Genomic DNA, 23,401 nt, shown 5'->3' with positions numbered 1-23,401 from the left:
ACTTATTCTTTCATCACAAAGAATATTTCATTTTTTAATAAAATGGGGTTTGAATTAAGTTACACTTGCTAGACTAACTGTTGATTTTAAGGATATTGAAATGAGTGAATTAATTATTGAAGATATTGAAGTGGGTACAGGCGAGGAAGCCCAAAGCGGCCAACACGTAACGGTACACTACACCGGCTGGTTACTTGATAATGGTGCCAAATTTGACTCAAGCAAAGATCGTAATCAACCATTTTCTTTCCCACTGGGCGCAGGCCATGTCATTAAAGGATGGGACCAGGGTGTGGCAGGTATGAAAATTGGCGGCAAACGCAAATTAGCTATTCCTGCATCGTTAGGTTATGGTGCCCGAGGTGCCGGTGGCGTTATTCCACCCAATGCAACCCTTGTGTTTGAGGTTGAATTACTGGACTTGGCATAAGTTTGGTAAATTCTGATCTTTCCAAAAGGTGATAATATGATCTGGGTCTGGTTTGGTCTTGCGGTTATGGCGCTGATTGCCGAACTGCTTTCAGGTACATTCTACATGTTGCTTGTTGCATTGGGACTGGCCGCTTCGGGTATTGTTGCCTATTTGGGTTTCAGCCTGGCCGCCCAATTGGCTACCTGCAGTATTATCGGCATTGCCGGGCTGGTTATACTTAAAAAAACAGGTGTTCTGTTAAAAAAAGGGCACCTCAAGGCTACCAGTGACAGTAATGTCAACCTTGACATAGGCCAGCACGTAGAAGTGAAATCATGGACAGATAACCGTACGGCTACTGTTTATTACAGGGGCGCACAGTGGCAGGTAAAACTCGACCCCTCCATCACTGAAACGCCTTTACCCGGACTATATGTGATTGTCGATATTCAAAGCGTTACCCTTGTTTTAAAACCGGTGCATAAGTCGTCCTGAGACCCCGCCAAACCATAGGAGCATTAACGTGGAATTTGATACATCAATTGTTTTCTGGCTAATTGTCTTTATACTTGCCCTGATTATCTTTATTAAAACCATTGCCATTGTTCCCCAGCAACATGCATGGGTGGTGGAACGGCTTGGTAAATTCGACAGGACCCTGTCTCCGGGGGCAAAGTTTGTTATCCCCTTCATTGAAAAAATCGCTTACAAGCATTCATTAAAAGAAATCCCTCTTGATGTTCCCAGCCAGGTTTGTATTACACGGGACAACACGCAACTGCAGGTAGATGGTGTTATTTTCTTCCAGGTTACTGATCCCATGCGGGCTTCATACGGCTCATCTAATTACATTGTAGCCATTACGCAGCTGGCACAAACCACCTTGCGTTCGGTCATTGGCCGCATGGAGCTTGACCGTACTTTTGAAGAGCGGGATGCCATCAATAGCACGATTGTTTCTTCACTTGATGAGGCGGCTACAAACTGGGGAGTGAAAGTATTGCGTTATGAAATCAAGGACCTCACACCCCCTAGCGAAATTCTACGCGCCATGCAGGCACAAATTACAGCCGAGCGTGAAAAAAGGGCCCTGATCGCTGCTTCTGAAGGCCGTCGACAGGAGCAGATTAATATCGCAACTGGTGAGCGAGAGGCAGCCATTGCACGATCTGAAGGTGAAAAGCAGGCACAAATCAATAACGCTGAAGGTGAAGCCAAGGCAGTTACCACAATTGCAACCGCAACCGCTGAAGCGATTACCAAAGTGGCCAATGCCATAGAACAGCCTGGTGGTCTTGCGGCGGTAAACTTGCAGGTGGCGGAAAATTACGTTGAAGCGTTTGGCAAACTTGCAAAAGAAGGCAACACACTTATCCTGCCGGGTAATTTGTCTGATATGGGAAGCATGATCGCTTCAGCCATGGCAATCATTAAAAATACCAACGAAAAGTCATAAGCTGACAGGGTTAAAATCCCCTGATAAAAAAGGACCTGGCCCGGTTTAAGCCTGGACCAGGTTCTTAAGTGTCTTGCAAACCCCTTTCTGTGCCTTTACTGCCGACGGGTATCATGCTTCATGATTCTTTCTTTTTCACGTTGCCAGTCTTTATCACGGGCACTGTCACGTTTATCATGAAGCTTCTTGCCTTTGCCCAAGCCAAATTCAAGTTTGATGCGTCCATTCTTGAAGTGCAGATTAAGTGGCACCAGGGTGTAGCCTCTGATTTCAACCTTACCAATTAATTTGCTGATTTCTTTTTTATGCATTAGCAATTTGCGTGTGCGCGTTGCATTGGGATGAATATGGGTTGAAGCGGTGGCCAGTGGACTGATATGCATATTAAGCAGCCAGAGTTCACCATCACGTACAATCACGTAACTTTCTCCCAATTGCACTCTGCCTGCGCGTATGGCTTTAACTTCCCAGCCTTCAAGAACGATACCTGCTTCAAAGTTTTCTTCAATGAAATAATCGTGGCGGGCTTTTCTATTTTCTACAATGCTCATGATTTATATTATAAAAATGCTACAGCCGTTAAAATAGGACTTTTTTATGAATGTGTATTTATTGGTTTTCGGCTTAAGGCCATATTGTAAATGAATACATCACATGAAAATGAAATTTATGGCAATATTGCCCTTAAACGTCCATATTCGTTTATATTCGCCATTGGCCCATTGATTTAATCTGTAAAATTTCTTAATGCATACTGTCCAAAGATCCGTCCTTCTTCCTTACAAGGCTAGCCAGATGTTTGACCTGGTTTCCGATGTCGAAAAATATCCCGAATTCATGCCCTGGTGTGGCGGTTCTGCCATTAAAGAGAGGCTCGAAGATGGTGTGATTGCATCGGTTACCATCAGTCTTGCAAAAATAAAGCAAACATTTACCACCCGTAATAAACATGCCTACCCCGGAAAAATGGAATTGGAACTGGTTGATGGCCCGTTTTCAGCACTTAATGGTACTTGGGAGTTCATCGAGCTGGATGAAGATGCCTGCAAAGTGATCTTTACCCTTGATTATGCCTTTAACAGCAAAACGCTTGAGATGCTGGTGGGGCCAGTATTCAACCGTATTGCCAACAGCTTTATTGATTCCTTTACCAAACGAGCCCAGGTTATTTATGGCGATCGCTGATCTTCAGGTTTCCCTTAGCTTTCCGGTTACCACAAGCCATATCTGGCGAAAAAGTTTTTACGTACCTGCCGGAAGTACCGTTGCTGACGCCATTGCCTTAAGTGGTATTGCCCATGCATTTCCCGATCTGGATCTTGGCAGCCTTGGAAAGGGCGTTTATGGGGTCAAATGTTCGCCACGGCAACTTGTGGAAGAGGGCGACCGGGTTGAGCTTTATCGCAAGCTGGTGTTTGATCCCAAAGAGTCCCGAAGACGCAGGGCAGAACACCGCAAGGCAGGAATACTGACCAAAAAACATCTCAGACAAAAAAAATCACGTATCAACAACTATACCGAACATCGGGACAATACGTAAAATCACACGACTCAAGGAGGAACAATGTCGTCACCTGTTTTATTCACTGAACTCAACACCAATAATGGATACAAAATTGGTGTTGCCACCCTTAACCAGCCCAAGATCCTGAATGGACTTTCGCTTGAAATGTGCCGCTTGCTGGGCAAGCAGCTTGCCCAATGGGAGGCAGACCCGGATGTGGTGCTGGTTATCATGCAAGGAGCCGGTGACAAGGCATTTTGTGCAGGTGGTGATTTGCATGGTTTGTACCAAAGCATGCAAACCTGGCAAGGGCAGGGAGCATGGGCGAATACGTATTCACGCGAATTCTTTGAAATTGAGTATAAACTGGATTATCAAATCCATACCTATAATAAACCCGTTATTTGCTGGGGGCACGGAATTGTAATGGGTGGTGGTATAGGCCTGATGATTGGTGCCAGCCATCGGGTGGTTAGTGAAAGCTCCCGGCTTGCCATGCCGGAAGTCAGTATTGGCCTTTTTCCCGATGTGGGCGGAAGTTGGGTCTTAAATCATTTGCCAGGTAAAACCGGCGTGTTCCTGGCGAGCACCGGAGCCATCCTGAATACGTCTGATGCGCTTTTTTCGGGTCTTGCCAACTATCAGGTTGATCATGCCAACTGGGAAGCGGTAGTGAATGGTTTGCTGGAAGCAGCCTGGCTGGAACCCAAGTATCGACGGTTTAATGATGATCTTGTTCATGCAGTCTTGGCTGCCCATAAAGGTAAAGCTGCCGGGGTTGGACCGTTGCAACAGCATTATGCCTTAATCAATGAAATTTGTGCGCCAGTCAATATCCAGACCATTTACCAAAATATCGCCTTGTTGAAAGACAGTGATGACCCTTGGTTATCCCGTGCTGCCAGTACCATGCTAAAAGGCGCGCCGCTATCCATGGCGCTGGGTATTGTCTTGCAACAAAAAACCTTGCACCTGTCTTTGGCCGATGTTTTTCGCATGGAATATATTGTGGCATTGCATTGCTGTGCCGACGGCCAGCTGCAGGAAGGCATTCGTGCCCTGTTGGTGGACAAAGACAAAAAACCCAAATGGACGCCTTCTGATATTAATGATGTTACTGAAGCCATTCTGGCATCATATCTTGACAGTCCCTGGCCCAAGTCAGACAGGCATCCTTTGTCTGACTTGGTTTAAAGATCATCCGGAAGTCTTTATCTTGAGTTACTTCCGGATTTCAGGCTTTTCAAGTGAGTATGGAATGTCAACCAGTTCCACTTTAGGGCCTTCAAGACTGCCGATGCTTATCTGATTGTGCTCAAGGGCAGACAGTTTGGTTTCAAACAACAGGTATACTTTCCCATCATAAACGGTGCCATTCACGATTTGTCCGCATGGCTCATTAGTGTCCTGTGCATCAAAAACGTCTTTGCCTGGCTGCCAGATTTCGGGGTCTGTGGTATTGGCAACAATACCAATTGCCATCCGGCGTTTTAAAGTGCCGCGGTAGTGGCTACGCGCAACCACTTCCTGGCCAGGATAGCACCCTTTAGTGAAACTAATGCCATTAATCACATCAAAATTAATGCTTTGCGCAATGAACAGTTCCTGGTTGTTTTTTTCAATCCATGGAGTGCCGCTTAAGATTTCCAGTGCATCCCATTGTGCCGTGTCTTTATGGCTTAACAGCGAACAGAAACATTCCTGGCTGCGTGCCTGAGGATCATAAATGCAGATGAAACGTTTATTGCCGGCCACATCAGGCAAGGCGATCCAGGTGCATCCGTCTTTTGAGGTGACTTGCCACGCTGGCATTTGTTGCAAGTCCAATTCAAGTCGCTTGCCCAATTCTTCGATTGAATAGGACCAAATACCCTTGATGGCTAGTGTTTCCGGGGTGAAAACCACTTTTGAGCGCATGACATACATGCGCAGGCGCTTAAGCAAGGGCTCGGCAATATCGCTGCGAACCAGAAACCTGAATACCGGTTCATGATCATCCAGCCTGTCTTTCCAGATCAGAAAGCTGGCCAGCACACGTCCTTTTGGAGAGCAGTAAGCCGACAGTACGGCATGGTTTTCAGTGGCCAGGGTCATATCCTGGGTGAGCTGCCCCTGCAGAAAATCGGCCGCATCGGCACCGCTGACAGAGAAAACAGTAAAATGGGTGAGATCGCTTTGAAATAAAGTATCGTCAATATGTTCTTGAGGTTCTGAAATCATGGCTATTATCCTGCATTACTGATACAAACTTGAATGTATAAATAGTATGCCATATTGCCCAGGACAGGTGTATTTCCTGATTCTGATAAAGGTTAATGAGTGACGGCATGCCATATCCGGCCCTGTTGCATAAAGCCTTTTGGCTCACGTCTTTGAATAGATGGCTATTGTCTTGTTGCCTGATACAATTGAGCCTTGTTAAATTACTCCCATACGCTTTGTACGCATGAAATTATTCAAGTCCCTTGTCCTGGCTTTTGTTATTTGCGCCCTGTTGCTGGTAATTGGCTTGGGCGGTAAAGTCTGGCACTGGTCCACCAGCCCCATTCCCATGTCAACCCAGGCAGTGGAATTCACGGTTCCCAAGGGCAGCACCATACGCACGGTTGCCGAAACCCTGACCAAAGCAGGGTTGGACATTGAGCCGCAGCTGTTTATTTTATATGCCCGTTATACCGGACAGGATGTTCTATTAAAGGCCGGTGCCTATGAGGTAACCCAAGGAATGACGCCATTGGACATTCTTGATAAACTGGCCAAAGGTGACATGATCAGGCGCCAGATTGCCCTGATCGAAGGCTGGACTTATAAGCAAATTCGTCAGGCCTTGAAGTCCAATAAGGATATACAGCAAACGTTGGCTGATATCACTGATGAAGAGCTGTTGAAGAAACTGGGTTCTGACCAGACGCACCCCGAAGGTTTGTTTTTCCCTGAAACCTACGTGTTTGTGCCAGGCGATACCGATTTCCAGATTTTAAAACGCGCTTATGACGAAGGGCAGAAGCGACTGATGCAAGCCTGGGAGAACCGTGATCCTGATACTCCGCTTAAAACACCCTATGAAGCCCTTATTCTGGCCTCGATCGTAGAAAAGGAAACCGGTCACAGTCAGGATCGTGATCGGGTGGCCGGCGTTTTTATTAACCGCCTTAAGGCAAATATGCTTTTACAAACCGATCCTACTGTTATTTATGGAATGGGCGATAATTACAAAGGCAACATTAGCAAAAAAGACCTGCAAACCGATACACCATGGAATACCTATACCCGCCAGGGCTTGCCTCCTACACCTATCGCGGTACCCGGAGCCTTATCCATACAGGCGGCATTGCATCCCGAAAAACACGGTTATTATTATTTTGTGGCCCGTGGTGACGGAACCAGTGAATTTGCCGAAAACTTAAGAAAACACAATCAAAACGTACAAAAATATATATTGAAAAGGGGTCAGTAATGACAGGGCTTTTTATTACACTGGAAGGCGTTGATGGCGCTGGCAAAAGTACCCATATGAAGTGGCTGCCCGACTTTTTTGCAAATCAGGGGCTTGAGGTCGTTATGACACGTGAGCCGGGTGGCACACCTGTGGGTGAAAAGTTGCGTGAAATTTTGCTGCATGATGCCATGAGCCAGGAAACAGAGGCCTTGCTGATGTTTGCTTCGCGCCAGGAAAACATTAACCAGCTCATCAAGCCCGCTTTGGCGGCAGGCAAGTTGCTGCTTTGCGATCGATTTACTGACAGTACATATGCCTATCAGGGTGGTGGACGTCATTTTGATCTCAACAAGATAGCTGCGCTGGAAAACTGGGTACAGGAAGGACTTAACCCGGACTTGACGCTGCTTTTTGATGTGCCACTGGAAGTGTCGCGCGAACGATTGGGCAGGCACGGTGCCAGCCTTGACCGGTTTGAACAGGAGAATGATGTTTTTTTCGAGGCAGTGCGCAGTGCCTACTTGCAGCGTGCGGCCAATGAGCCGCAGCGTTTTTTGCTTATTGATTCCACGAGGCCTTTTGAAGAGGTCAGGAAATTTGTTGAAACTCGCTTGCTGCAGTTTATCGGGCTGAAAAACAATGCATCTACCTGAGTTTCTACCGTGGCAGAAGGATATTGCCAGCCAATGGTTGGGCAATAAGGAACGGTTTTCACATGCCTGGATTATTTATGGCATTCCGGGTATTGGCAAGCTGAAATTTGCTCATGCGGCAGCAACCGGCTTATTGTGCGAATCTTCCCTTAACGGCATGGCATGCGGGCACTGTGAGTCCTGTGGTTGGGTCAAGTCAGGCAATCATCCCGATTTACGAATAGTATTGCCCGACGCCACAGCCGTTAAGGAAGGCTTTGTTACCACCCCGGAAAATGATGAAGCTAGTGGTGCAAAGAAAACCCTGTCCCAGGACATCAGGATAGAGCAGGTTCGCCAACTTGAAAAACTGTTTAATGTTTCCACGCATCGGGGCGGTTACCGTGTTATTGTGCTGTATCCGGCCGAAAGCCTGAATGCGGCGTCTTCCAATGCCTTGCTTAAAGTCCTTGAAGAGCCGCCAGAAAATACCATTTTCCTTTTGGTCACGCATGCCATCCAGCGATTGCTGCCAACTTTGCTGTCACGTTGCCGCCGTCTGGCCTTACCGGTACCGGAAAGTCAGGTTGCTCTGGACTGGCTCCAGAAAAATGGGGTGGCGGATGGTCAGGTTTGGTTGGCCGCTACAGGTGGCGCACCGTTAAGTGCCCTGGCTTTCAGTCAGTCTGATTATGAGCCGGTCAAGTACTGGCTATCGGCGTTTGCAGACAAACTGGCACACAGGGAAATGCCCAATCTTGATAAACTGGCCGAACTGCTTGAAAAACTGCAAGCCAAACAATGGCTGGACAGTCTTCAGCGATTTGTTTTTGATATCAATCTTAACCGCTATGGGCAGGTATCCCGTTATTTTCCCACTTTAGGTAAAAATGCCTCTATCATTGCAGGCAATATGGCTGCAGATAAAATTACGCAGCTACTTAAATGGCTGACAGAACAGCAGCGTATAGCCGATCATCCGCTTAATGCCCGCTTGTTTATTATGTCTACCCTGCAGCGGGTTGCGTTAAGCTGCATTTCAAAGTCGTAATTAATTTTTCATAAGTCATCAATCATGTTTGTCGATTCTCACTGTCATTTGGATTTTCCTGAATTAAGCCAGGATCTGGATAATATTCTGGATAAAATGAAACTGAATAATGTTGGACGCGCTTTGTGCGTCAGCGTAAATTTACCTGACTGGCCAAGAATCATTGCACTGATAGAAAAATATCCGCATCTGGTCGGTTCGGTTGGTGTTCACCCTGACTATGAAGACACACCGGAACCAACGGTTGACATGCTGTGTGAACATGCACGACATCCGAAAATTGTAGCAATTGGCGAAACCGGCCTTGACTATTACCGGCTCAGCGAGCCGCTGGATTGGCAAAGAGATCGTTTCCGGGTACATATCAAGGCTGGCGTTCAGTCTGGTTTGCCGTTAATCATTCATACCCGCTCGTCCGCCGCAGACACGATCCGTATCATGAAAGAAGAGGGTGCGCATCAGTGTGGCGGTGTTATGCACTGCTTTACTGAAACCTGGGAAGTGGCCCAGGCAGCCATTGAGCAGAATTTTTACATTTCGCTCTCGGGTATTGTCACCTTCAAGAATGCCCATCAATTGCATGAAGTAGCACAAAAAGTACCATTGGAACGTTTGCTGATTGAAACCGATTCGCCTTATTTGGCACCGGTGCCTTTCAGGGGCAAACTGAATGACCCGTCGAAGGTGATTCATGTGGCCGAAAAAATTGCCGATCTCAGGGGACTGACATTGAAAGACATTGAAGAGGCCAGCACAGATAATTTTTTCAGGCTGTTCCGGAAAGCACAACCGTAAATCAAGGTAAATTTACCCGTTTGGGTTTCCTTGAACATACTTACGTTTTGTATACTGCTTATTTGTTATGTTTGATATGATCCAATTAATTAAAAAGGTAGACAATGCTCAATAGTAAATTGAAATCTTCCTTGCTGCTTGGTGCAATGCTTGTAACCCTTACGGCGTTTGCCAATACATCGGGTGCCTGGTGGAATGACATCAAGAATAATCGTGCGTCTTCTGTTAAAGAAGCCATTAATAAAGGCCAGGATGTCAATGCGCTGAACCAGGCTGGCCAACCACCCATCATGCAGGCTATTCGAGACAAGTCGATGGCTGTTTTTGATGTTCTGGTCAGGGATCCCAATATCAACCTTAATATTGAAAATATTAATCATGAAACACCATTAATGTATTTGGCCATTATTGGTGATGTACGTCGCGCAGAAGGACTTATCTTTCGTGGTGCCGATGTTAACCGGTTGGGCTGGGCGCCTTTGCATTATGCGGCCTCAATCGGACATGTTGACATGATCAAAATGTTGTTGGCCAACGGTGCATTTCCCAATGCGCCGGCTGCCGAGGGCAGTTCACCTGTTTATATGGCGGTAACCTCTAAAAATCCCGAAGCGGTAAAAGTATTGATGGCAGCTGGCGCAGATCCCAAGGCTGTTAACCAGTTGGGTAAAAGTGCCATAGATCTGGCCCGGGAATTGAAACAGCCCGGACTTGTTGAAATTATGCTCAGATAACTGGATTTCACCATGAAAGCTCACTCCCGTATCGCTCCTCTTCATCTCTTTTTTTCTTTGGCATTGTTGGGAAGCTGGACAAATGCACATGCAGAGCAGGTTTACTGTCAAAGCCCCTGGCTAAAACCCAACGGGAAAATTGAGGGGAACATCAATGGTGGGAAAGGGCATTTCACGATCAGGATCAAGCAGGTAACGAAAGCGGCTGGCAATGATTGTCATGCCGACTTGCATATCCAGGCAAATGCCCCCATAGCCGGACAGCAAATTAACGGTTCAGGCAATTTTCGTCTTATGGTCAATAGTGGAGGATCAACCCTGAGTGGCTCCTTTGATTCTGCAGGCTTATTGGGGACCGTCATGCGCTCTGTCGTAACCAGCCGCGTTAATGGGTATTTTCTTAAGCCAGCCAATGTGATGACTGAGCAGTCCGGCTCCTTGCCCGCCCAGACCTACAGGGCTGACGCCCAGGCGTCCATGTCCTTGCCTTCTGCGCTCCCCATTAGCCAAGTCAACGTGGAAAATGCGTTTTTGCAGTCAGCGCAAAGAAAAATCGGAAAAGAACAGCAGATTCATACCCAAATGGGTTCAATGAGCTGCAAGCCGGTTACCTACACGGGCACTATTTCCAGTGGCCAGATTCAATCCACGCTTATTTCGTCTGGCAAGTCTCCCCGCAGTAAGCCTATAACCGTAACCGAATGGTATTGCCCTGAAAAAGGTCTGACCATGAAAATGGATATTAAAAGCGGAAATTCGGTATATACCGTTGCTGTGACACATGTCAATTAAACAACATTTCATCTGTCCCCATTAAAATTTAATATTAATTAAATGGGGACAGATTAATAATTCAAAACAGAACAAGTACAATTCAAGAAGTTAGCAAGACAGCTCATTTCACCGGAGAGCTTAAATGACTTCAGAAATTACCACTTCGCACTCGCTTCCTTCATATCTGAATCCAAATGACTTGGGCGCATGGGGTATTTATCTTCAGCAAATTGATCGGGTAACACCATATTTGGGCTCCCTGGGCCGTTGGGTAGAAACGCTGAAGCGACCAAAACGCTCATTGATTGTAGATGTCCCTGTTGAGCTGGATAACGGTACTATTGCCCACTTTGAGGGCTACCGCGTGCAACACAACACCTCACGCGGTCCCGGTAAGGGTGGCGTACGTTTTCACCAGGATGTATGCCTGTCAGAAGTCATGGCATTGGCGGCCTGGATGTCAATTAAAAATGCAGCTGTCAATTTGCCTTTTGGCGGTGCCAAAGGTGGTATTCGCATTGATGCACGCAAGTACTCAAAAAAAGAACTTGAACGGGTCACGCGTCGATACACCAGTGAGATTGGCCTTATTATTGGCCCAACCAAAGATATTCCGGCACCCGACGTTAACACCAACTCTCAAACCATGGCCTGGATGATGGATACCTACTCGATGAACGAGGGTGCCACATCAACAGGCGTGGTTACCGGCAAGCCTATTGCACTTGGTGGCAGCCTTGGCCGCATAGAGGCAACTGGTCGTGGTGTTTTTGTTGCAGCGTGCGAAGCAGCCAAAGATTTGGGTCTTGGCGTTTCCGGATCAAGGGTGGCCGTACAGGGTTTTGGTAATGTGGGTGGTACGGCAGCCCGATTATTCCATGAAACCGGTGCCAAAGTTGTTGTGATTCAAGATCATACCGGCACTATTTTCAATGAAAATGGAATTAATATCCATGATTTATTGAATTACGTTGAAGATCATCCCGGTATCATGGGATTCCCAGAGGCAACCGCCATTTCAAATGAAGATTTCTGGGCGGTCGCAACCGAGTTCCTGATTCCGGCTGCACTTGAGAATCAAATCACCATAAAAAATGCTGATCAGATCAAGACAAAAATCCTGGTAGAGGGAGCCAACGGCCCAACCACCCCCGAGGCCGATGACATTCTTACCCAAAAAGGGGTGCATATTGTGCCCGATGTAATTTCAAACGCGGGTGGGGTAACCGTAAGCTATTTTGAATGGGTACAGGATTTCTCCAGTTTTTTCTGGAGTGAAGAGGAAATCAACCAGCGCCTGGAACGTTTGATGCGTGATGCTTATCGTTCTGTCTCTGATGTTGCCAAACATCATGGGGTCAGCTTACGTACGGCAGCGTTTATTGTGGCTTGCACGCGCATCCTGGAAGCACGTGAAGTACGGGGCCTTTACCCTTAATTGATTTTTGTAAAGGTTTGCGGTGTTAAACCCTGGTTTTAACAGATCCGCCAGAAGAATCCGTTAAAACCGGGGTTTCTTTTTTTGCTGCAAACGTTAGTGTTTATTCAAGGATTTTGCTGTTTGACCAAACAGTATTTTCCTTGCTTCTTCATCATGAACGGTTGGTGAAGGATTAATTTCACGGGCAATTTCATAAGCACGTATCGTTGCAGGTCGTGCTTTTATCAATTCATACCAGCGATACAGGTTAGGAAAGTCCTCTAGGTTTTGTCCCTGTTTTTCATGCGAAACAATCCATGGATAACAAGCCATGTCGGCAATGGAATAATGCCCGGCAATATAAACCCGGTCTTCCAGGTGCTTGTTAAGTACCCCATACAAGCGATTGGTTTCATTGCGGTAGCGCTCAATGGCATAAGGTATTTTTTCAGTAGCATACTGGGAAAAATGATGGTTTTGGCCTGCCATAGGCCCCAGACCCGCCATTTGCCAATATAGCCATTGCAGTGTTTCTGTTCTTATTCTTAAATCGGAAGACAGGAATTGCCCGGTTTTATTAGCCAGGTAATGTAATATTGCGCCAGATTCAAAAATGGAAATAGGTTCACCTTTATCAATCGGATCATGATCAACAATTGCAGGAATACGGTTGTTAGGCGCAATTTTCAGAAAATCAGGAGAAAATTGTTCTCCTTTAGAGATATTGACAGGAATAATTTTATATTCAAGGCCTGTCTCCTCCAGGAACATCGTAATTTTATGACCGTTTGGTGTTGTCCAGTAATATAAATCAATCATGATAAGGCTTCCTTTATATCGGTTTCCAGTTGTTCGGGTTTAGTAACGGGTGCATAGCGCCCGATAACTTCGCCCTGGCGGTTAATCAAAAACTTGGTAAAGTTCCATTTAATATTTTGGCTCCCTAAAATGCCAGGCTTTTCTTGTTTCAACCATGTGTACAATTCGTGCTCTTGACTGCCATTTACATCTATCTTGCTCATGATGGAAAAGCTTACGCCATGATTCAATTGGCAAAAAGATACAATTTCTTCGTTAGTACCCGGTTCTTGCTGGCCAAACTGGTTACAGGGAAAGGCGATAATTTCAAACCCCTGGCTTTTATAAGTCCGATAAAGTTTTTCAAGGCCATTGTATTGGGGTGTAAATCCACAGTTAGAGGCCACATTTACAATAAGAACCACTTTGTCTTTCAGGCAAGAGAAATCAAGAATGCTTCCATCTGCCTTGTCAGCGGAAAAAGAAAACAGGGTTTTCATGTTGTATTTTTCTCCATATCGACTCGAATCGGATTGCGGGAAGTGACTGCACACCCTATGGATGCACTTACAATAAAAGTAATGGCCAACCATTGAGCAAGGGTAAGCAGCTCATGCAAAAGAATAACGCCAGCTATTGCACCCATGGCCGGTTCAAGGCTAAGTAAAACGCTCATTGTTTTACGGGGTAGGGAACGCAGGGAAATCATTTCAAGGGAATAGGGGATTGCACTGGACATAATGGCGACACCCAAGCCAAATAGCATGAGGGAGGGATTCAACAGCTCGGTCCCTGCGTGTCCAATGCCAAATGGTAAAACCACCAAGGCTGAAACCGCAATGCCCAAAGAGGAGGCCTGTCCCGGATGGATATTACGTGTTCTTTGACCAAAAATGATATACAAAGCCCAACCTACGCCGGCAATCCCGGCATAAGCGACGCCTACAGGGTCTAGTGCTGCCATTGAATCTTGTTGTGGGATAAGCATGTATAAACCGGTCGCAACCATGACAATCCAAAGGAAATCAATTTTTTTGCGTGAAGAGTAAATGGCCAGACTTAGCGGGCCTATGAACTCTATCGCTATCGCAATGCCCAAGGGGATGGTACGAAGTGACATGTAAAACAGAAAATTGATAGATGCCAGGGACAAGCCATATAAAACAATGCTTAAGGCATCTTTACGATTGAGTTTAAAACGCCAGGGGCGCCATATGCAACACAAGAGCAAGGCCGAAAACACCAATCGATAAGTCGTTGTTCCTTGCGCACCCACTTCCGAAAACAGTGATTTGGCAAATGAAGTTCCAATACACAATGAAGCCATGGAACCGATTAATGCAACAATTCCTATTGTATGGGAATAGGTGGGAGAAGAGGGTGTTGACATGGAGATGTGTTATTACGAGTATCAGAAGGTAAATGATCCATTCTATCGGATTGAATATTTAATTGTTGACGGTTATAGGCTATTGCCGGCTCTTGCAGCTTAACTGTTGCTTTTCTCCATAAAACAGTGCCTTTACAGCATGACTGCAAAGGCACTGGAAGGTATTTGTGAGATTGATATGAATATAAAAAATGTAGTTCTATTTCATTTCAAGCTGACTTTTTTCAACCACCGATTTTGCAAGGTCGTAATTGTCTTTGATTTGTTGGGCAAATTCTTCGGGTGTATTACCAGCCGGGAAGGCACCTTGTTTTTCAAGGGCAGCAATAATTTTAGGCTCTCTCAGTGCTTCCCGTGTAGCCTTATTCAGTTTTTCAATAATATCTGTCGGGGTTCCTGCAGGAGCCAGCAAACCATAGAACACGCCATTATTCAATTGTGGATAACCCATTTCGGCATAGGTTGGAACATCCGGGATGTCTTTCATGCGTTCGGGCCAGGCGACCGCCATGGCTTTAAGCTTGCCAGTCTGGATATGAGGCATGGAAGAAGGCAGGTTATCGAACAGGCTATTTACCTGACCGCCCAGGGTATCGGCCACGGCTGGACCAGAACCCTTATAAGGCACGTGTACCAAATCCACACCAATTGCCTGCTTGAAGGCCTCACCATTAAGGTTTCCAATACTGCAAATGCCTGGTGACGCATAGGTGTATTTGCCGGGATTGTCTTTGAGTATCTGTACGAATTCTTTGAAGTTGTTGGCTGGCACACCTGGGTTAACGACAATAACGTTTGGTGTATTCACAAAGTTACTGACAGGAGCGAAATCTTTTTGTGCATCGTATGGTAAATCATTGGGGCGGCAGGCAGGGTTAACGGCCATGGTGGATACAGTAGCAATGGAAAGGGTGTAACCATCGGGTTTTGCCCGTGCCGCTTCTGCGGCGCCAATGGCACCGCCGGCACCACCTTTATTTTCAATTACCATTGATTGTCCCAATATCCTGGACATTTCCTGCACCACAATACGGGCGACAATATCGGTAGATCCGCCTGGCGCAAAAGGTACGATTACCCTGATGGGCTGGCTGGGATAATTGGTGCTTGCGTAAGCAAGTCCGCTTAATGTCAAGGTACCAAAGGCTGTAGCCAATACGAATGCTTGTTTTAATTTCATTAAATCCTCCTAAATCAGGCCATAGTGTAGATAAAAAAGCCTGGCAGTCAAATGGGTAAATACCATGACAGAGATAGCGGCTATTCGTTACATTTTTAGCCAAGGTCTTGAAATAAAGAAGGAATTTAACTTGTTGCTGTAGTAGTAAATGCTAGAATAAGAATTTGAACTTATTCAAACAATACAATAAGGTTTTAATGATGAAAAAATGGTTATTATCCGCGGCTGCTGTTCTGACTATGTCCTCTTTTGCTTATGCAGGCAATAACGAGATCACCGTTTTCCAGGACCCCAATTGTGGATGCTGCGATGGCTGGAGCCAGCATATGCGTGACGCCGGTTTTAAGGTTAAATCCATTAAAACCGGCAATATGACTGCCATAAAAGAGAAACTGGGCGTTCCCTTGAATCTGGCTTCCTGTCATACTGCGGTTGTTGAAAGTACTGGCCAGATCATTGAAGGACATGTACCTTCTGCGGCAGTACATAAAATGCTGGCCAAGGCATCAGTTAAAGGTGTTGCTGCGCCCGGTATGCCTGCAAATTCTCCGGGCATGGGGCCCATGGATGGTAACCTGATCACCGTTGATTTTAACGGTCAGCCATTCTCAAGAGATTGACGCATAAGCGCTTTACACCAGGGCATTTATTTCTGCAAAGCCTGTTTGATACAACCAGCATTCATGCCAATGCTGGTTGTATCAAACAGGGGTAATTAAGTATTCCTGGCTCCAGTTATATTATTCGCATAATGTATATTATGTAAAGTAAATAATATGGTGGTTTATGTACCATTACCTCTTCAAATCTCATGGACATGTCATGCGTCTATTATTACATATGACATGCCCATGTTTTAAGTTCCTGAATTTTAATCTTTGACTTATTGGTCCGCATAAGTCTGAACAGACCTTACATATGCTCAGCGTGAAACCGCTGCAGCATAGTGAACGCTTCTTCAATAGAATCAACCATCTTGAATAGTTCCAGATCATGTTCGTTGATCATGCCTTCTTCAACCAGAAATTCAAAATCAATGGCGCGTTTCCAGAATTCAGAGCCAAACAGTATGATGGGGATGGGATCCATTTTTTTGGTCTGCACCAAAGTCAATACCTCAAACAGCTCATCCATGGTTCCGTAGCCACCAGGGAAAATAACCAATGCCTTCGCCCTGACAAGAAAATGCATTTTCCTGATTGCAAAATAATGAAAACGGAAAGCCAGTTCAGGACTAATGAATGGGTTGGGTGTTTGTTCATAGGGCAAGGTAATATTCAGGCCTATTGAACGTGCGTCGCTTTCATAGGCGCCACGATTGGCCGCTTCCATAATGCCGGGCCCTCCGCCGGTCATGATGACATAATCACATCGTCCCTGTTTTTGGAAGTGTTCTGAAATCATCTTCGCAAAACTGATGGCCTGTTCATAATAATGAGAGTTTTTCAGGTTGCGCTCTGCCCTTTTGTAAGCCTTAAGCATGACCTCGTCTTGCGGAGAGCCATTAAGCATTTTCTCGATTTGCTCCATTTTGCTTTTGGCTTCTTCAGGTGAGCTTATACGAGCACTTCCAAATACCACAACTGTTGAACGTATACAGCTTTCTTCCAGAATTTTATCTGTTTTGAGGTATTCAAGCTCCAGGCGTTGGCCACGCAATTCGTCGCTTGCCAGAAAATCAATATCTTCCTGGGCAAGTCGGTAAGTGGCTCCTTCTTTTATGCTTTTTTGGAGCGCCTTGCGCTGTTCATAATCTATCATGTGTAATTACAGTTTGGTTAATCCAGAATTATAGTCTTAATTGAATGAAATGGTTTCCTCCCTTTTGGGGATATGCACATTCCAATTCAACTCATCTTTAAGCCTGCCGGCAAGAACCTCGGCAGGATTGGCCTCACCATGGACCAGGTAAGTATGTATGGGGGCTTTTTTAAAACCTTTGGCCCAGTTAATCAGGGCGGGTTGGTCAGCGTGCGCAGACAAGCCACCAATAGTATGAATGGATGCCCTGACATTGATTTCTTCACCAAAAATACGCACTCTTTTAACGCCATCAACCAAACGGCGGCCTAAGGATCCCATGGCCTGAAACCCGGTTATCATGATGGCACACTCAGGTCTTCCAAGATTATGGCGCAGATGATGTTTAATGCGGCCTGCATCACACATACCGCTGGCGGAAATAATAATGGCGCCTGAACGGATTTTATTCAGCATTTGCGATTCCTCAACGCTTTCAGTGAAATAAAGATTGGGCAATTCGGTGCCGATTTTCTTCCAGGTCATCATTTTTTTCGCCTCTTCGTCGAAAAGCTCCATATGCTTCATGGTAATGGCGGTTGCCTTGCTTGCCATCGGAGAATCAACAAAAACCTTAAGATTATTTACTTTGTCATGACGGGCCAATTGCAATAACTGATAAATAACTTCCTGGGTGCGCCCCACTGCAAAGGCGGGAATAATGATGTTTCCTTTGGGTAAAGTGCGATTGAAAATATCAACAATTTCTTCTTCAGTCGAATTTGTGGTACGGTGCGGCCGGTCACCGTAGGTGGACTCCATCACCAGAATATCAGCCTCTTCGATGAATACCGGGTCACGCAAAATTGGCCTGCCTGGCTGGCCAAGGTCCCCACTAAACACGATTTTACGAGTGTTGTCACCTTCGGTAATCCAGATTTCAATAATGGCAGACCCAAGGATATGGCCTGCATCCTGAAAACGGCATTTAATGCCAGGCGCAAGATCTATGATGTTTTCGTATTCAATTTCTTTTATATGATTAAGCGTTTGCAGTGCATCAGCCATGTAGTAGATGGGTGTTGTGAGCCCGTAATGCCTGCCTTGTTGTGAACGTGGTTTGCGGCTGGCGCGCTCCGCATCTACTTCTTGTATATGTGCGCTGTCAGGTAACAGAACGTCCAGCAAATCAGCGGTTGCGCCAGTGGCATAAATATATCCCGAATAACCGGCTTTGATCAATTTGGGCAGCATCCCACTGTGATCAATGTGGGCGTGAGTAAGCAGCACAAAATCCAATTCCGAAGGATCAAAACCAAAGGGTTGCCGATTACGGATGGGAGCTTCACGGCCCCCTTGCAACATCCCGCAATCAACCAAGAACTGAATATTACCGGTTTGCACCAGGAAACAGGAGCCGGTTACTTCTCCGGCTGCACCCAAAAATTTGATTTTCATATTTTGCCTACTCTTGTTGATCTGCAACGATAATAATCATAGTCTTGAGGGTTTACTTATTCAAGCTGCTTTTATCTGTTTTGTCTATGCTGGTTAAGGTAATCGCATTTATTTTTTCAAGTAATTGTGCCATTTCCTGTTGTAATGCCAGGTTTTGCTGCTGTCGAGCGAGTGCACCTTTCAGCGTTTCGTTTTCCTGTTCCAAATGCTGAAACCGTTGCTCGTTTTGGGATTTATACTGTTCAAATTGAATGGCAAGCAAGTGGTTTTCATCTTGTGCTGCCTTCAGGTTCAGGCGACCAATTTCATTAACTTGTGTTAATTGGCGCTGTTTTTCATAAGCCTCTTCCAGCTGGTTTTTTAGCGCTTGCTCGCTTTGCGTGTGTGCCTTAAGGCTTTGTTCAAGCTTTTGTTGAACCAGTTTCGTTTCCTGCCGGGCACGATCAATTTCGCTTACCGAACGCAGTTCCAAGGACCTGAATCGGACTTCAAGCCCTTCCCTTTCTTTGGTGTGCAGCCGATTTACATTTTCCAGTGCCTGTTCTGCCGCCTCTTGCTGAGCTTTGTTTTCAGCCAACAAGTCGGCAATCTGGATTTTTAACCGCCCTGCTTCATTATTCAGGCTTTCATATTCGCGGTTTCTTTGTGCAAGGATAATCTTTGTGTCGTGCAGTTGGGCGGTCACTGTGGCCAAGAGCTTTTCCTGTTCCTGTAAGGCAGCCTCATGCAACTGTTTACTGTGCTCAAAAGCTTTTTTATCGTCATCCAACATCTTTCTGGCATGTTCGTTTTCTTCCTGTTGGCTTTTAACCGTCTGATTGACAACTTTTGTTGCCTGCTCAAGGGCCAGCGTCCAGGTGTGCCGTATGGCCTGCTCAACCGGCTCTGGTGGAGCGGGTGTGTTTTCCTGGGTAAATGCCGTTCCGTTAATGCGTTTACCCAGTATGGCAAACCAGTTTTCCAGCATGGGGCTAATGGTATTGGGCGAGCCTCGCCCTATCCTTAACCTGATACGCTCTATGGTTGGCCGTTGCCCCTCAAGCAACAATTCATCTGCCGCTTTCCAGACATCTTCCTGCTGAATGCCACGCCCTGAACTTTTTAATTGCATCATTTTAAATACACTTTAGAATATAGCTTTCGATAAGTAAAAATTATCATAAGCTATTTAATTTATTTGTAATATACAATACATAATACATATTATATATTACAAAAATTGAATTAACCTAATGTTTTTAAGTAAAAATGGTGTTTATGCCCACACAAACCCTTAAACTACTGAATCAATTGCCGCTGCTGGATCCCGCTTCATTGCACGAGGCCACCCAAAAAGCGATTGCCGAAATCGTGTCTGAGGGAGAGTCTCAAAACACACGCAACAGCTATAAAAGCGCTATGAAATACTGGGCAGTCTGGTACAGAATGCGCTATAACCAGGCGTTCACCCTGCCCTTGCAAGTGCCTGTAGTGCTGCAATTCATTGTTGATCATGCCGTCCGGAATACCCCTACAGGTGAAACCATTGGCCTGCCTGACGAGCTTGATGATTTTCTGGTTGAGAACAAATTCAAGGCACAAAGGGGGCACTTTTCAATGGCCACCCTTTTGCATCGCCTTGCCGTATTATCCAAGGCGCATAAGGTTGCCTTTGCCAGCCCCAACCCTTGCAAAGACCCTCGCGTGCAGGAACTGATTGGCAAAACCCAAAAGGCCTATGCAAAAAAAGGCATGCATTCCTTCCAACGTCCTGCGCTTACCAAAGAACCGCTTACCCAATTACTGGAAACCTGCGATCAATCCCTGAAAGGCCTGCGGGACAAGGCTCTGATATTATTCGCCTGGTCCAGCGGCGGAAGGCGACGCTCCGAGGTCTCGGACGCTCACTTTGACAGGCTCATCCATAAACCAGAGACGGGTGAGTATCTGTATTTGCTTTTACATTCAAAAACCAACCAGACAGGACAAGCATCTGCCAATGCCTACAAACCGGTTTCAGGCATGGCCGCCCAGGCACTGGCCGATTGGATCTCCGCCAGCCAATTAAATGATGGTTATGTCTTCAGGCAAATTAATAAAGGCGGTGCAATCGGCGGGAAACTTAGTCCGGTTTCAGTTAATAATATTATTAAATCCCGTTGCAAATTGGCCGGACTCAGTGAGCAATTTTCCGCTCACTCATTACGTTCGGGCTTTGTTACCGAGGCGGCAAAGCAAAATATCCCGATCGCGGAAACCATGTTAATGACCGGCCATCAAAATATCAATACCTTAATGAGGTATTATCGCGAGGGGAATGTTCTGGAAAGCAAAGTTTCAAAACTGCTTGAAAATCCTGCAGAATAATTTTAGATGTCGCGGCAGCAAATCTGAACCGAATATGCGCAGGGACCTCAACTATTTGCGAAAAATCAAATCATCCTTTTATATTATATTTATTTATATTATATTTATGTATATAATATAAGCCATCTTAGATTGAAATCATGAACACGATACTTACTACGGATTTATCCATCGCCATGCGGCAAGGAGCTACTGAGGCCATAAAACTGCTTAAAGTCATGGTTAATGAAGACCGTTTGCTAATGATCTGCCATTTGTTTGAAGGTGAAAAAACGGTGGGTGAGATCGAGGCACTATTGGATATTCATCAACCCAATCTTTCGCAGCATTTAACAGTACTCAGAAAAAACGGGGTTGTACAAACACGCAAGGAAGGCAGGAATGTTTACTACTCCCTTGCAGACCCCAAAGCCATAGCTATGCTTGAAACATTGCATCGTTTATACTGCAGTGATACAACTGAATCCTGATGCACATTCCATGTAAATCCTTGTGTTCAACATAAATTCAAATTGTCAGTTTTTTGTTAATCCATTAAAAAGGGCTATATCATGAATAAAAATGTTGGCGGTATCGATAAACTTTTACGTATTATCGTGGGCGTGGTTTTAATTGTATTGGCCATTACCGGAACCATCGGATGGTGGGGCTATTTAGGTATCATTCCCCTGGCCACCGGCTTGCTTAATTTTTGCCCTCTTTACGCTATCATTGGTGTCAAGACGGCTTGTCCGCTGGATAAAAAATAATTGTACCCGTTCATTTCAAGATGGTTCGGATCCGGGCATTTTTTTGCTTAACGCTAATGCCTGGTCCTTTTACTTTTATAATTGCAGGCAATTGCATTTCTTTGCCATCAGACGGATTAACAGGCTGCCCATTTTTTCTGATTTCATAATGCAGGTGCGGCCCCGTCGAGTTACCGGTTGATCCCACAAAACCTATTAAATCCCCTTTCTTTACATGCGAACCCAATACCAGTCCGGGCGCATAGCGCTCAAGGTGAGCGTAAAGTGTGCTGTAGGTATTATCATGTTTTAGCACAACTGTTTTTCCATACCCTCCCCGGCTGGCCACGTATACCACTTTTGCTGCTTGCATGGCAGTAACCGGCGTTCCTGCTGGCGCAGCAAAGTCAGCCCCCGTATGCAATCGCATTTCCTGAAAAACCGGGTGCATCCGCCAGCCATACGCAGATGAAAAACGCGCATTGGGCAATGGATTTGCCATCAGATTCTGCAGGGTTATATTCTTGCTGCAGTGGTTGCAAGTCCCCATTACAATGACGTCATTATCCAACTCTGGAATGTCACTCAGGTCAATGTCGGCACTGCTTTGGGCGAATGCACCAAATGGAAGGCCAAGCAGCAAAAGCAGCAAAAATTTATTCAATAGAATAGTCCTGGTTTAATTATTCAAGACACAATAAAGCCAGTATAAGCAAGAATGAACTTTTCAAGACACCCAATCGCTATATAATCGCAGTCATTCCCCTTATATTAGTAGACATTCCGGGTAAAACCAACCGTGAAATTGATAAAAACCGTAAAACCATTCATTGCCCTGCTTTTTGGTGCCATTACCCTGTCAGGATGCAGTCCGGAACCCTATCCTACGGAGGTCAGGACTGACTTGATTTCCCTTTGCATGGAAGGCATCTTGTCGGGCCAAACCAATGTGCTTACTGACAGTGATAAGGCACTTGATGCATCGGACTCCTTAAGGCTATGTGAATTCAGGTACGGGGAATTCATTAAAAAAGTGCCACTTGCCGATTATTTGGCGCAGCAAACCCATTTATATGAAAGTTTTCAGCGGGCATACCGCCAGAAATACGTACTTGAGGACGTCTACAACAGTCTTTCTCCCAAAGACAAGGAAATTTTTGCCACCACATCCAAAATCATGCTTGGACTAGATGCCGGAGAAGCAGAACAATGAGAAAAATAATACTCAACATTCCCGGCGCCCTAATTGGCTTTGTTGTCATGATGGCCGCCAGCCATGCACAGGAACAAACCTATCCCAAGTATGAAAAAGAAAAAGCCATTATTTTTTGCATGACCCGGGAGTATCTATTGCAACACCAGGAAGAGCCTGCTGAGAAGGATATGTTCCCGGTGTGTGAATCACGTTTTGCCGAGCTTGAAAACAGTATTCCCTATGAAAAGTACAAAGCCGTAAGGGATAAAGGCTACATGATTTACAAGGACAATCAAAGTGCAGAATTACTGGAAAAATACTTTGGCATTTTAATGGGAAAGCCCTAAGC

At 45.6% G+C, this 23,401-nt stretch carries 29 protein-coding genes; 19 read left to right on the top strand and 10 right to left on the bottom strand.

Annotated features, from left to right (window positions below; genetic code table 11):
- Positions 1–100: 100 nt before the first annotated feature.
- From IE074_RS02475 to IE074_RS02465, 3 genes are read left to right on the top strand one after another with little or no spacing between them, the layout of a single operon-like run.
- Positions 101–430 carry an FKBP-type peptidyl-prolyl cis-trans isomerase gene (locus tag IE074_RS02475; RefSeq protein WP_189383859.1) on the top strand — a complete coding sequence of 110 codons (330 nt, stop codon included), beginning with the start codon at positions 101–103 and terminating at the stop codon, positions 428–430.
- 39 nt (positions 431–469) lie between these two features.
- The gene (locus IE074_RS02470; protein WP_189383998.1) at positions 470–907 is read left to right on the top strand and encodes an NfeD family protein; all 438 of its coding nucleotides are present in this window, start codon (positions 470–472) and stop codon (positions 905–907) included.
- A 28-nt stretch (positions 908–935) separates the two neighbouring features.
- On the top strand, positions 936–1,868 hold the full coding sequence (locus IE074_RS02465) for an SPFH domain-containing protein (protein ID WP_189383858.1): 933 nt from the start codon (positions 936–938) through the stop codon (positions 1,866–1,868).
- A 95-nt stretch (positions 1,869–1,963) separates the two neighbouring features.
- Here IE074_RS02465 and smpB read toward each other — a convergent pair whose 3' ends face one another.
- Positions 1,964–2,419 carry an SsrA-binding protein SmpB gene (gene smpB, locus IE074_RS02460; protein ID WP_189383857.1) on the bottom strand — a complete coding sequence of 152 codons (456 nt, stop codon included), beginning with the start codon at positions 2,417–2,419 and terminating at the stop codon, positions 1,964–1,966.
- Positions 2,420–2,615: 196 nt separating this feature from the next.
- Between smpB and IE074_RS02455 the strand changes: the two genes are divergently transcribed.
- Genes IE074_RS02455 through IE074_RS02445 form a run of 3 tightly spaced genes read left to right on the top strand, consistent with a single transcriptional unit; the run spans position 2,616 to position 4,566 of the window.
- The gene (locus IE074_RS02455) at positions 2,616–3,053 is read left to right on the top strand and encodes a type II toxin-antitoxin system RatA family toxin (protein WP_189383856.1); all 438 of its coding nucleotides are present in this window, start codon (positions 2,616–2,618) and stop codon (positions 3,051–3,053) included.
- Positions 3,040–3,408 carry an RnfH family protein gene (locus IE074_RS02450; protein WP_189383855.1) on the top strand — a complete coding sequence of 123 codons (369 nt, stop codon included), beginning with the start codon at positions 3,040–3,042 and terminating at the stop codon, positions 3,406–3,408. Before IE074_RS02455 ends, IE074_RS02450 begins: the two co-directional genes overlap by 14 nt.
- A gap of 24 nt (positions 3,409–3,432) precedes the next feature.
- Positions 3,433–4,566: an enoyl-CoA hydratase/isomerase family protein gene (locus tag IE074_RS02445; protein ID WP_189383854.1), complete on the top strand. Its 1,134-nt coding sequence runs from the start codon at positions 3,433–3,435 to the stop codon at positions 4,564–4,566.
- 27 nt (positions 4,567–4,593) lie between these two features.
- Here IE074_RS02445 and ygfZ read toward each other — a convergent pair whose 3' ends face one another.
- Positions 4,594–5,592 carry a CAF17-like 4Fe-4S cluster assembly/insertion protein YgfZ gene (gene ygfZ, locus IE074_RS02440; protein ID WP_189383853.1) on the bottom strand — a complete coding sequence of 333 codons (999 nt, stop codon included), beginning with the start codon at positions 5,590–5,592 and terminating at the stop codon, positions 4,594–4,596.
- A gap of 226 nt (positions 5,593–5,818) precedes the next feature.
- Here ygfZ and mltG point away from each other — a divergent pair, with 226 nt between their 5' ends.
- The 7 genes from mltG to IE074_RS02405 all read left to right on the top strand — a co-directional run bounded on the left by mltG (position 5,819) and on the right by IE074_RS02405 (position 12,235).
- Positions 5,819–6,829, top strand: coding sequence for an endolytic transglycosylase MltG (gene mltG, locus IE074_RS02435; RefSeq protein ID WP_189383852.1), 1,011 nt, complete (start codon positions 5,819–5,821; stop codon positions 6,827–6,829).
- On the top strand, positions 6,829–7,464 hold the full coding sequence (gene tmk, locus IE074_RS02430) for a dTMP kinase (RefSeq protein WP_189383851.1): 636 nt from the start codon (positions 6,829–6,831) through the stop codon (positions 7,462–7,464). Before mltG ends, tmk begins: the two co-directional genes overlap by 1 nt.
- Positions 7,451–8,494: a DNA polymerase III subunit delta' gene (holB, locus tag IE074_RS02425; protein ID WP_189383850.1), complete on the top strand. Its 1,044-nt coding sequence runs from the start codon at positions 7,451–7,453 to the stop codon at positions 8,492–8,494. The genes tmk and holB overlap by 14 nt, the downstream gene beginning before the upstream one ends.
- 24 nt (positions 8,495–8,518) lie before the next feature.
- On the top strand, positions 8,519–9,289 hold the full coding sequence (locus IE074_RS02420) for a TatD family hydrolase (protein ID WP_189383849.1): 771 nt from the start codon (positions 8,519–8,521) through the stop codon (positions 9,287–9,289).
- Between the two features lie 104 nt (positions 9,290–9,393).
- Positions 9,394–10,023, top strand: a complete 630-nt coding sequence (locus tag IE074_RS02415; RefSeq protein ID WP_189383848.1) for an ankyrin repeat domain-containing protein — start codon at positions 9,394–9,396, stop codon at positions 10,021–10,023.
- Positions 10,024–10,035: 12 nt separating this feature from the next.
- Positions 10,036–10,815, top strand: a complete 780-nt coding sequence (locus IE074_RS02410; protein ID WP_189383847.1) for a hypothetical protein — start codon at positions 10,036–10,038, stop codon at positions 10,813–10,815.
- A gap of 124 nt (positions 10,816–10,939) precedes the next feature.
- A complete protein-coding gene (locus IE074_RS02405) occupies positions 10,940–12,235 on the top strand; it encodes a Glu/Leu/Phe/Val family dehydrogenase (protein ID WP_189383846.1) in 1,296 nt (431 codons plus the stop codon).
- Between the two features lie 96 nt (positions 12,236–12,331).
- Here IE074_RS02405 and IE074_RS02400 read toward each other — a convergent pair whose 3' ends face one another.
- The 4 genes from IE074_RS02400 to IE074_RS02385 all read right to left on the bottom strand — a co-directional run bounded on the left by IE074_RS02400 (position 12,332) and on the right by IE074_RS02385 (position 15,585).
- Positions 12,332–13,036, bottom strand: coding sequence for a glutathione S-transferase N-terminal domain-containing protein (locus tag IE074_RS02400; protein WP_189383845.1), 705 nt, complete (start codon positions 13,034–13,036; stop codon positions 12,332–12,334).
- Positions 13,033–13,515, bottom strand: a complete 483-nt coding sequence (locus IE074_RS02395; protein ID WP_189383844.1) for a glutathione peroxidase — start codon at positions 13,513–13,515, stop codon at positions 13,033–13,035. The genes IE074_RS02400 and IE074_RS02395 overlap by 4 nt, the downstream gene beginning before the upstream one ends.
- Positions 13,512–14,405, bottom strand: coding sequence for an EamA family transporter (locus tag IE074_RS02390; RefSeq protein WP_189383843.1), 894 nt, complete (start codon positions 14,403–14,405; stop codon positions 13,512–13,514). The genes IE074_RS02395 and IE074_RS02390 overlap by 4 nt, the downstream gene beginning before the upstream one ends.
- Positions 14,406–14,604: 199 nt before the next feature.
- Entirely contained in the window at positions 14,605–15,585 is a 981-nt protein-coding gene (locus tag IE074_RS02385) for a tripartite tricarboxylate transporter substrate binding protein BugE (protein ID WP_189383842.1), read from the bottom strand.
- A gap of 200 nt (positions 15,586–15,785) precedes the next feature.
- On the opposite strand from IE074_RS02385, the gene IE074_RS02380 reads away from it, so the two are divergent.
- Positions 15,786–16,205, top strand: a complete 420-nt coding sequence (locus IE074_RS02380) for a DUF411 domain-containing protein (protein ID WP_189383841.1) — start codon at positions 15,786–15,788, stop codon at positions 16,203–16,205.
- A 292-nt stretch (positions 16,206–16,497) separates the two neighbouring features.
- Here the strand turns inward: IE074_RS02380 and IE074_RS02375 are convergent, their stop codons facing one another.
- Genes IE074_RS02375 through IE074_RS02365 form a run of 3 tightly spaced genes read right to left on the bottom strand, consistent with a single transcriptional unit; the run spans position 16,498 to position 19,897 of the window.
- A complete protein-coding gene (locus IE074_RS02375; protein ID WP_189383840.1) occupies positions 16,498–17,346 on the bottom strand; it encodes an LOG family protein in 849 nt (282 codons plus the stop codon).
- A gap of 36 nt (positions 17,347–17,382) precedes the next feature.
- Entirely contained in the window at positions 17,383–18,783 is a 1,401-nt protein-coding gene (locus tag IE074_RS02370; RefSeq protein WP_189383839.1) for an MBL fold metallo-hydrolase RNA specificity domain-containing protein, read from the bottom strand.
- Between the two features lie 52 nt (positions 18,784–18,835).
- Positions 18,836–19,897, bottom strand: coding sequence for a DNA-binding protein (locus IE074_RS02365; protein ID WP_189383838.1), 1,062 nt, complete (start codon positions 19,895–19,897; stop codon positions 18,836–18,838).
- Between the two features lie 143 nt (positions 19,898–20,040).
- On the opposite strand from IE074_RS02365, the gene IE074_RS02360 reads away from it, so the two are divergent.
- The 3 genes from IE074_RS02360 to IE074_RS02350 all read left to right on the top strand — a co-directional run bounded on the left by IE074_RS02360 (position 20,041) and on the right by IE074_RS02350 (position 21,878).
- A complete protein-coding gene (locus tag IE074_RS02360) occupies positions 20,041–21,129 on the top strand; it encodes a site-specific integrase (protein WP_189383837.1) in 1,089 nt (362 codons plus the stop codon).
- A 140-nt stretch (positions 21,130–21,269) separates the two neighbouring features.
- Positions 21,270–21,599, top strand: coding sequence for an ArsR/SmtB family transcription factor (locus tag IE074_RS02355; RefSeq protein WP_189383836.1), 330 nt, complete (start codon positions 21,270–21,272; stop codon positions 21,597–21,599).
- 81 nt (positions 21,600–21,680) lie between these two features.
- Positions 21,681–21,878, top strand: coding sequence for a YgaP family membrane protein (locus tag IE074_RS02350; protein ID WP_189383835.1), 198 nt, complete (start codon positions 21,681–21,683; stop codon positions 21,876–21,878).
- Positions 21,879–21,888: 10 nt separating this feature from the next.
- On the opposite strand, the gene IE074_RS02345 is transcribed toward IE074_RS02350, so the two are convergent.
- Positions 21,889–22,521: a M23 family metallopeptidase gene (locus IE074_RS02345; RefSeq protein ID WP_189383834.1), complete on the bottom strand. Its 633-nt coding sequence runs from the start codon at positions 22,519–22,521 to the stop codon at positions 21,889–21,891.
- A 135-nt stretch (positions 22,522–22,656) separates the two neighbouring features.
- Between IE074_RS02345 and IE074_RS02340 the strand changes: the two genes are divergently transcribed.
- Positions 22,657–23,070 carry a hypothetical protein gene (locus IE074_RS02340; RefSeq protein ID WP_229793859.1) on the top strand — a complete coding sequence of 138 codons (414 nt, stop codon included), beginning with the start codon at positions 22,657–22,659 and terminating at the stop codon, positions 23,068–23,070.
- On the top strand, positions 23,067–23,399 hold the full coding sequence (locus IE074_RS02335; RefSeq protein WP_189383833.1) for a hypothetical protein: 333 nt from the start codon (positions 23,067–23,069) through the stop codon (positions 23,397–23,399). The genes IE074_RS02340 and IE074_RS02335 overlap by 4 nt, the downstream gene beginning before the upstream one ends.
- Positions 23,400–23,401: the final 2 nt, after the last annotated feature.

Origin of the sequence: Advenella faeciporci (genome assembly GCF_014652395.1) — a bacterium.
In the GTDB taxonomy this organism is placed as follows: Bacteria; Pseudomonadota; Gammaproteobacteria; order Burkholderiales; family Burkholderiaceae_B; genus Advenella; species Advenella faeciporci.
This window is presented reverse-complemented; position numbering and strand designations above follow the sequence as displayed.

Coding starts and splice junctions, on each gene's coding strand:
- IE074_RS02410 (WP_189383847.1), top strand. CDS start 10,036: ATGAAAGCTCACTCCCGTATCGCTCCTCTTCATCTCTTTTTTTCTTTG.
- IE074_RS02455 (WP_189383856.1), top strand. CDS start 2,616: ATGCATACTGTCCAAAGATCCGTCCTTCTTCCTTACAAGGCTAGCCAG.
- tmk (WP_189383851.1), top strand. CDS start 6,829: ATGACAGGGCTTTTTATTACACTGGAAGGCGTTGATGGCGCTGGCAAA.
- IE074_RS02450 (WP_189383855.1), top strand. CDS start 3,040: ATGGCGATCGCTGATCTTCAGGTTTCCCTTAGCTTTCCGGTTACCACA.
- ygfZ (WP_189383853.1), bottom strand. CDS start 5,592: ATGATTTCAGAACCTCAAGAACATATTGACGATACTTTATTTCAAAGC.
- IE074_RS02355 (WP_189383836.1), top strand. CDS start 21,270: ATGAACACGATACTTACTACGGATTTATCCATCGCCATGCGGCAAGGA.
- IE074_RS02420 (WP_189383849.1), top strand. CDS start 8,519: ATGTTTGTCGATTCTCACTGTCATTTGGATTTTCCTGAATTAAGCCAG.
- IE074_RS02445 (WP_189383854.1), top strand. CDS start 3,433: ATGTCGTCACCTGTTTTATTCACTGAACTCAACACCAATAATGGATAC.
- IE074_RS02400 (WP_189383845.1), bottom strand. CDS start 13,036: ATGATTGATTTATATTACTGGACAACACCAAACGGTCATAAAATTACG.
- IE074_RS02395 (WP_189383844.1), bottom strand. CDS start 13,515: ATGAAAACCCTGTTTTCTTTTTCCGCTGACAAGGCAGATGGAAGCATT.
- IE074_RS02365 (WP_189383838.1), bottom strand. CDS start 19,897: ATGATGCAATTAAAAAGTTCAGGGCGTGGCATTCAGCAGGAAGATGTC.
- IE074_RS02390 (WP_189383843.1), bottom strand. CDS start 14,405: ATGTCAACACCCTCTTCTCCCACCTATTCCCATACAATAGGAATTGTT.
- IE074_RS02335 (WP_189383833.1), top strand. CDS start 23,067: ATGAGAAAAATAATACTCAACATTCCCGGCGCCCTAATTGGCTTTGTT.
- IE074_RS02415 (WP_189383848.1), top strand. CDS start 9,394: ATGCTCAATAGTAAATTGAAATCTTCCTTGCTGCTTGGTGCAATGCTT.
- IE074_RS02385 (WP_189383842.1), bottom strand. CDS start 15,585: ATGAAATTAAAACAAGCATTCGTATTGGCTACAGCCTTTGGTACCTTG.
- IE074_RS02350 (WP_189383835.1), top strand. CDS start 21,681: ATGAATAAAAATGTTGGCGGTATCGATAAACTTTTACGTATTATCGTG.
- IE074_RS02405 (WP_189383846.1), top strand. CDS start 10,940: ATGACTTCAGAAATTACCACTTCGCACTCGCTTCCTTCATATCTGAAT.
- IE074_RS02475 (WP_189383859.1), top strand. CDS start 101: ATGAGTGAATTAATTATTGAAGATATTGAAGTGGGTACAGGCGAGGAA.
- IE074_RS02360 (WP_189383837.1), top strand. CDS start 20,041: ATGCCCACACAAACCCTTAAACTACTGAATCAATTGCCGCTGCTGGAT.
- IE074_RS02370 (WP_189383839.1), bottom strand. CDS start 18,783: ATGAAAATCAAATTTTTGGGTGCAGCCGGAGAAGTAACCGGCTCCTGT.
- IE074_RS02380 (WP_189383841.1), top strand. CDS start 15,786: ATGAAAAAATGGTTATTATCCGCGGCTGCTGTTCTGACTATGTCCTCT.
- smpB (WP_189383857.1), bottom strand. CDS start 2,419: ATGAGCATTGTAGAAAATAGAAAAGCCCGCCACGATTATTTCATTGAA.
- holB (WP_189383850.1), top strand. CDS start 7,451: ATGCATCTACCTGAGTTTCTACCGTGGCAGAAGGATATTGCCAGCCAA.
- IE074_RS02375 (WP_189383840.1), bottom strand. CDS start 17,346: ATGATAGATTATGAACAGCGCAAGGCGCTCCAAAAAAGCATAAAAGAA.
- mltG (WP_189383852.1), top strand. CDS start 5,819: ATGAAATTATTCAAGTCCCTTGTCCTGGCTTTTGTTATTTGCGCCCTG.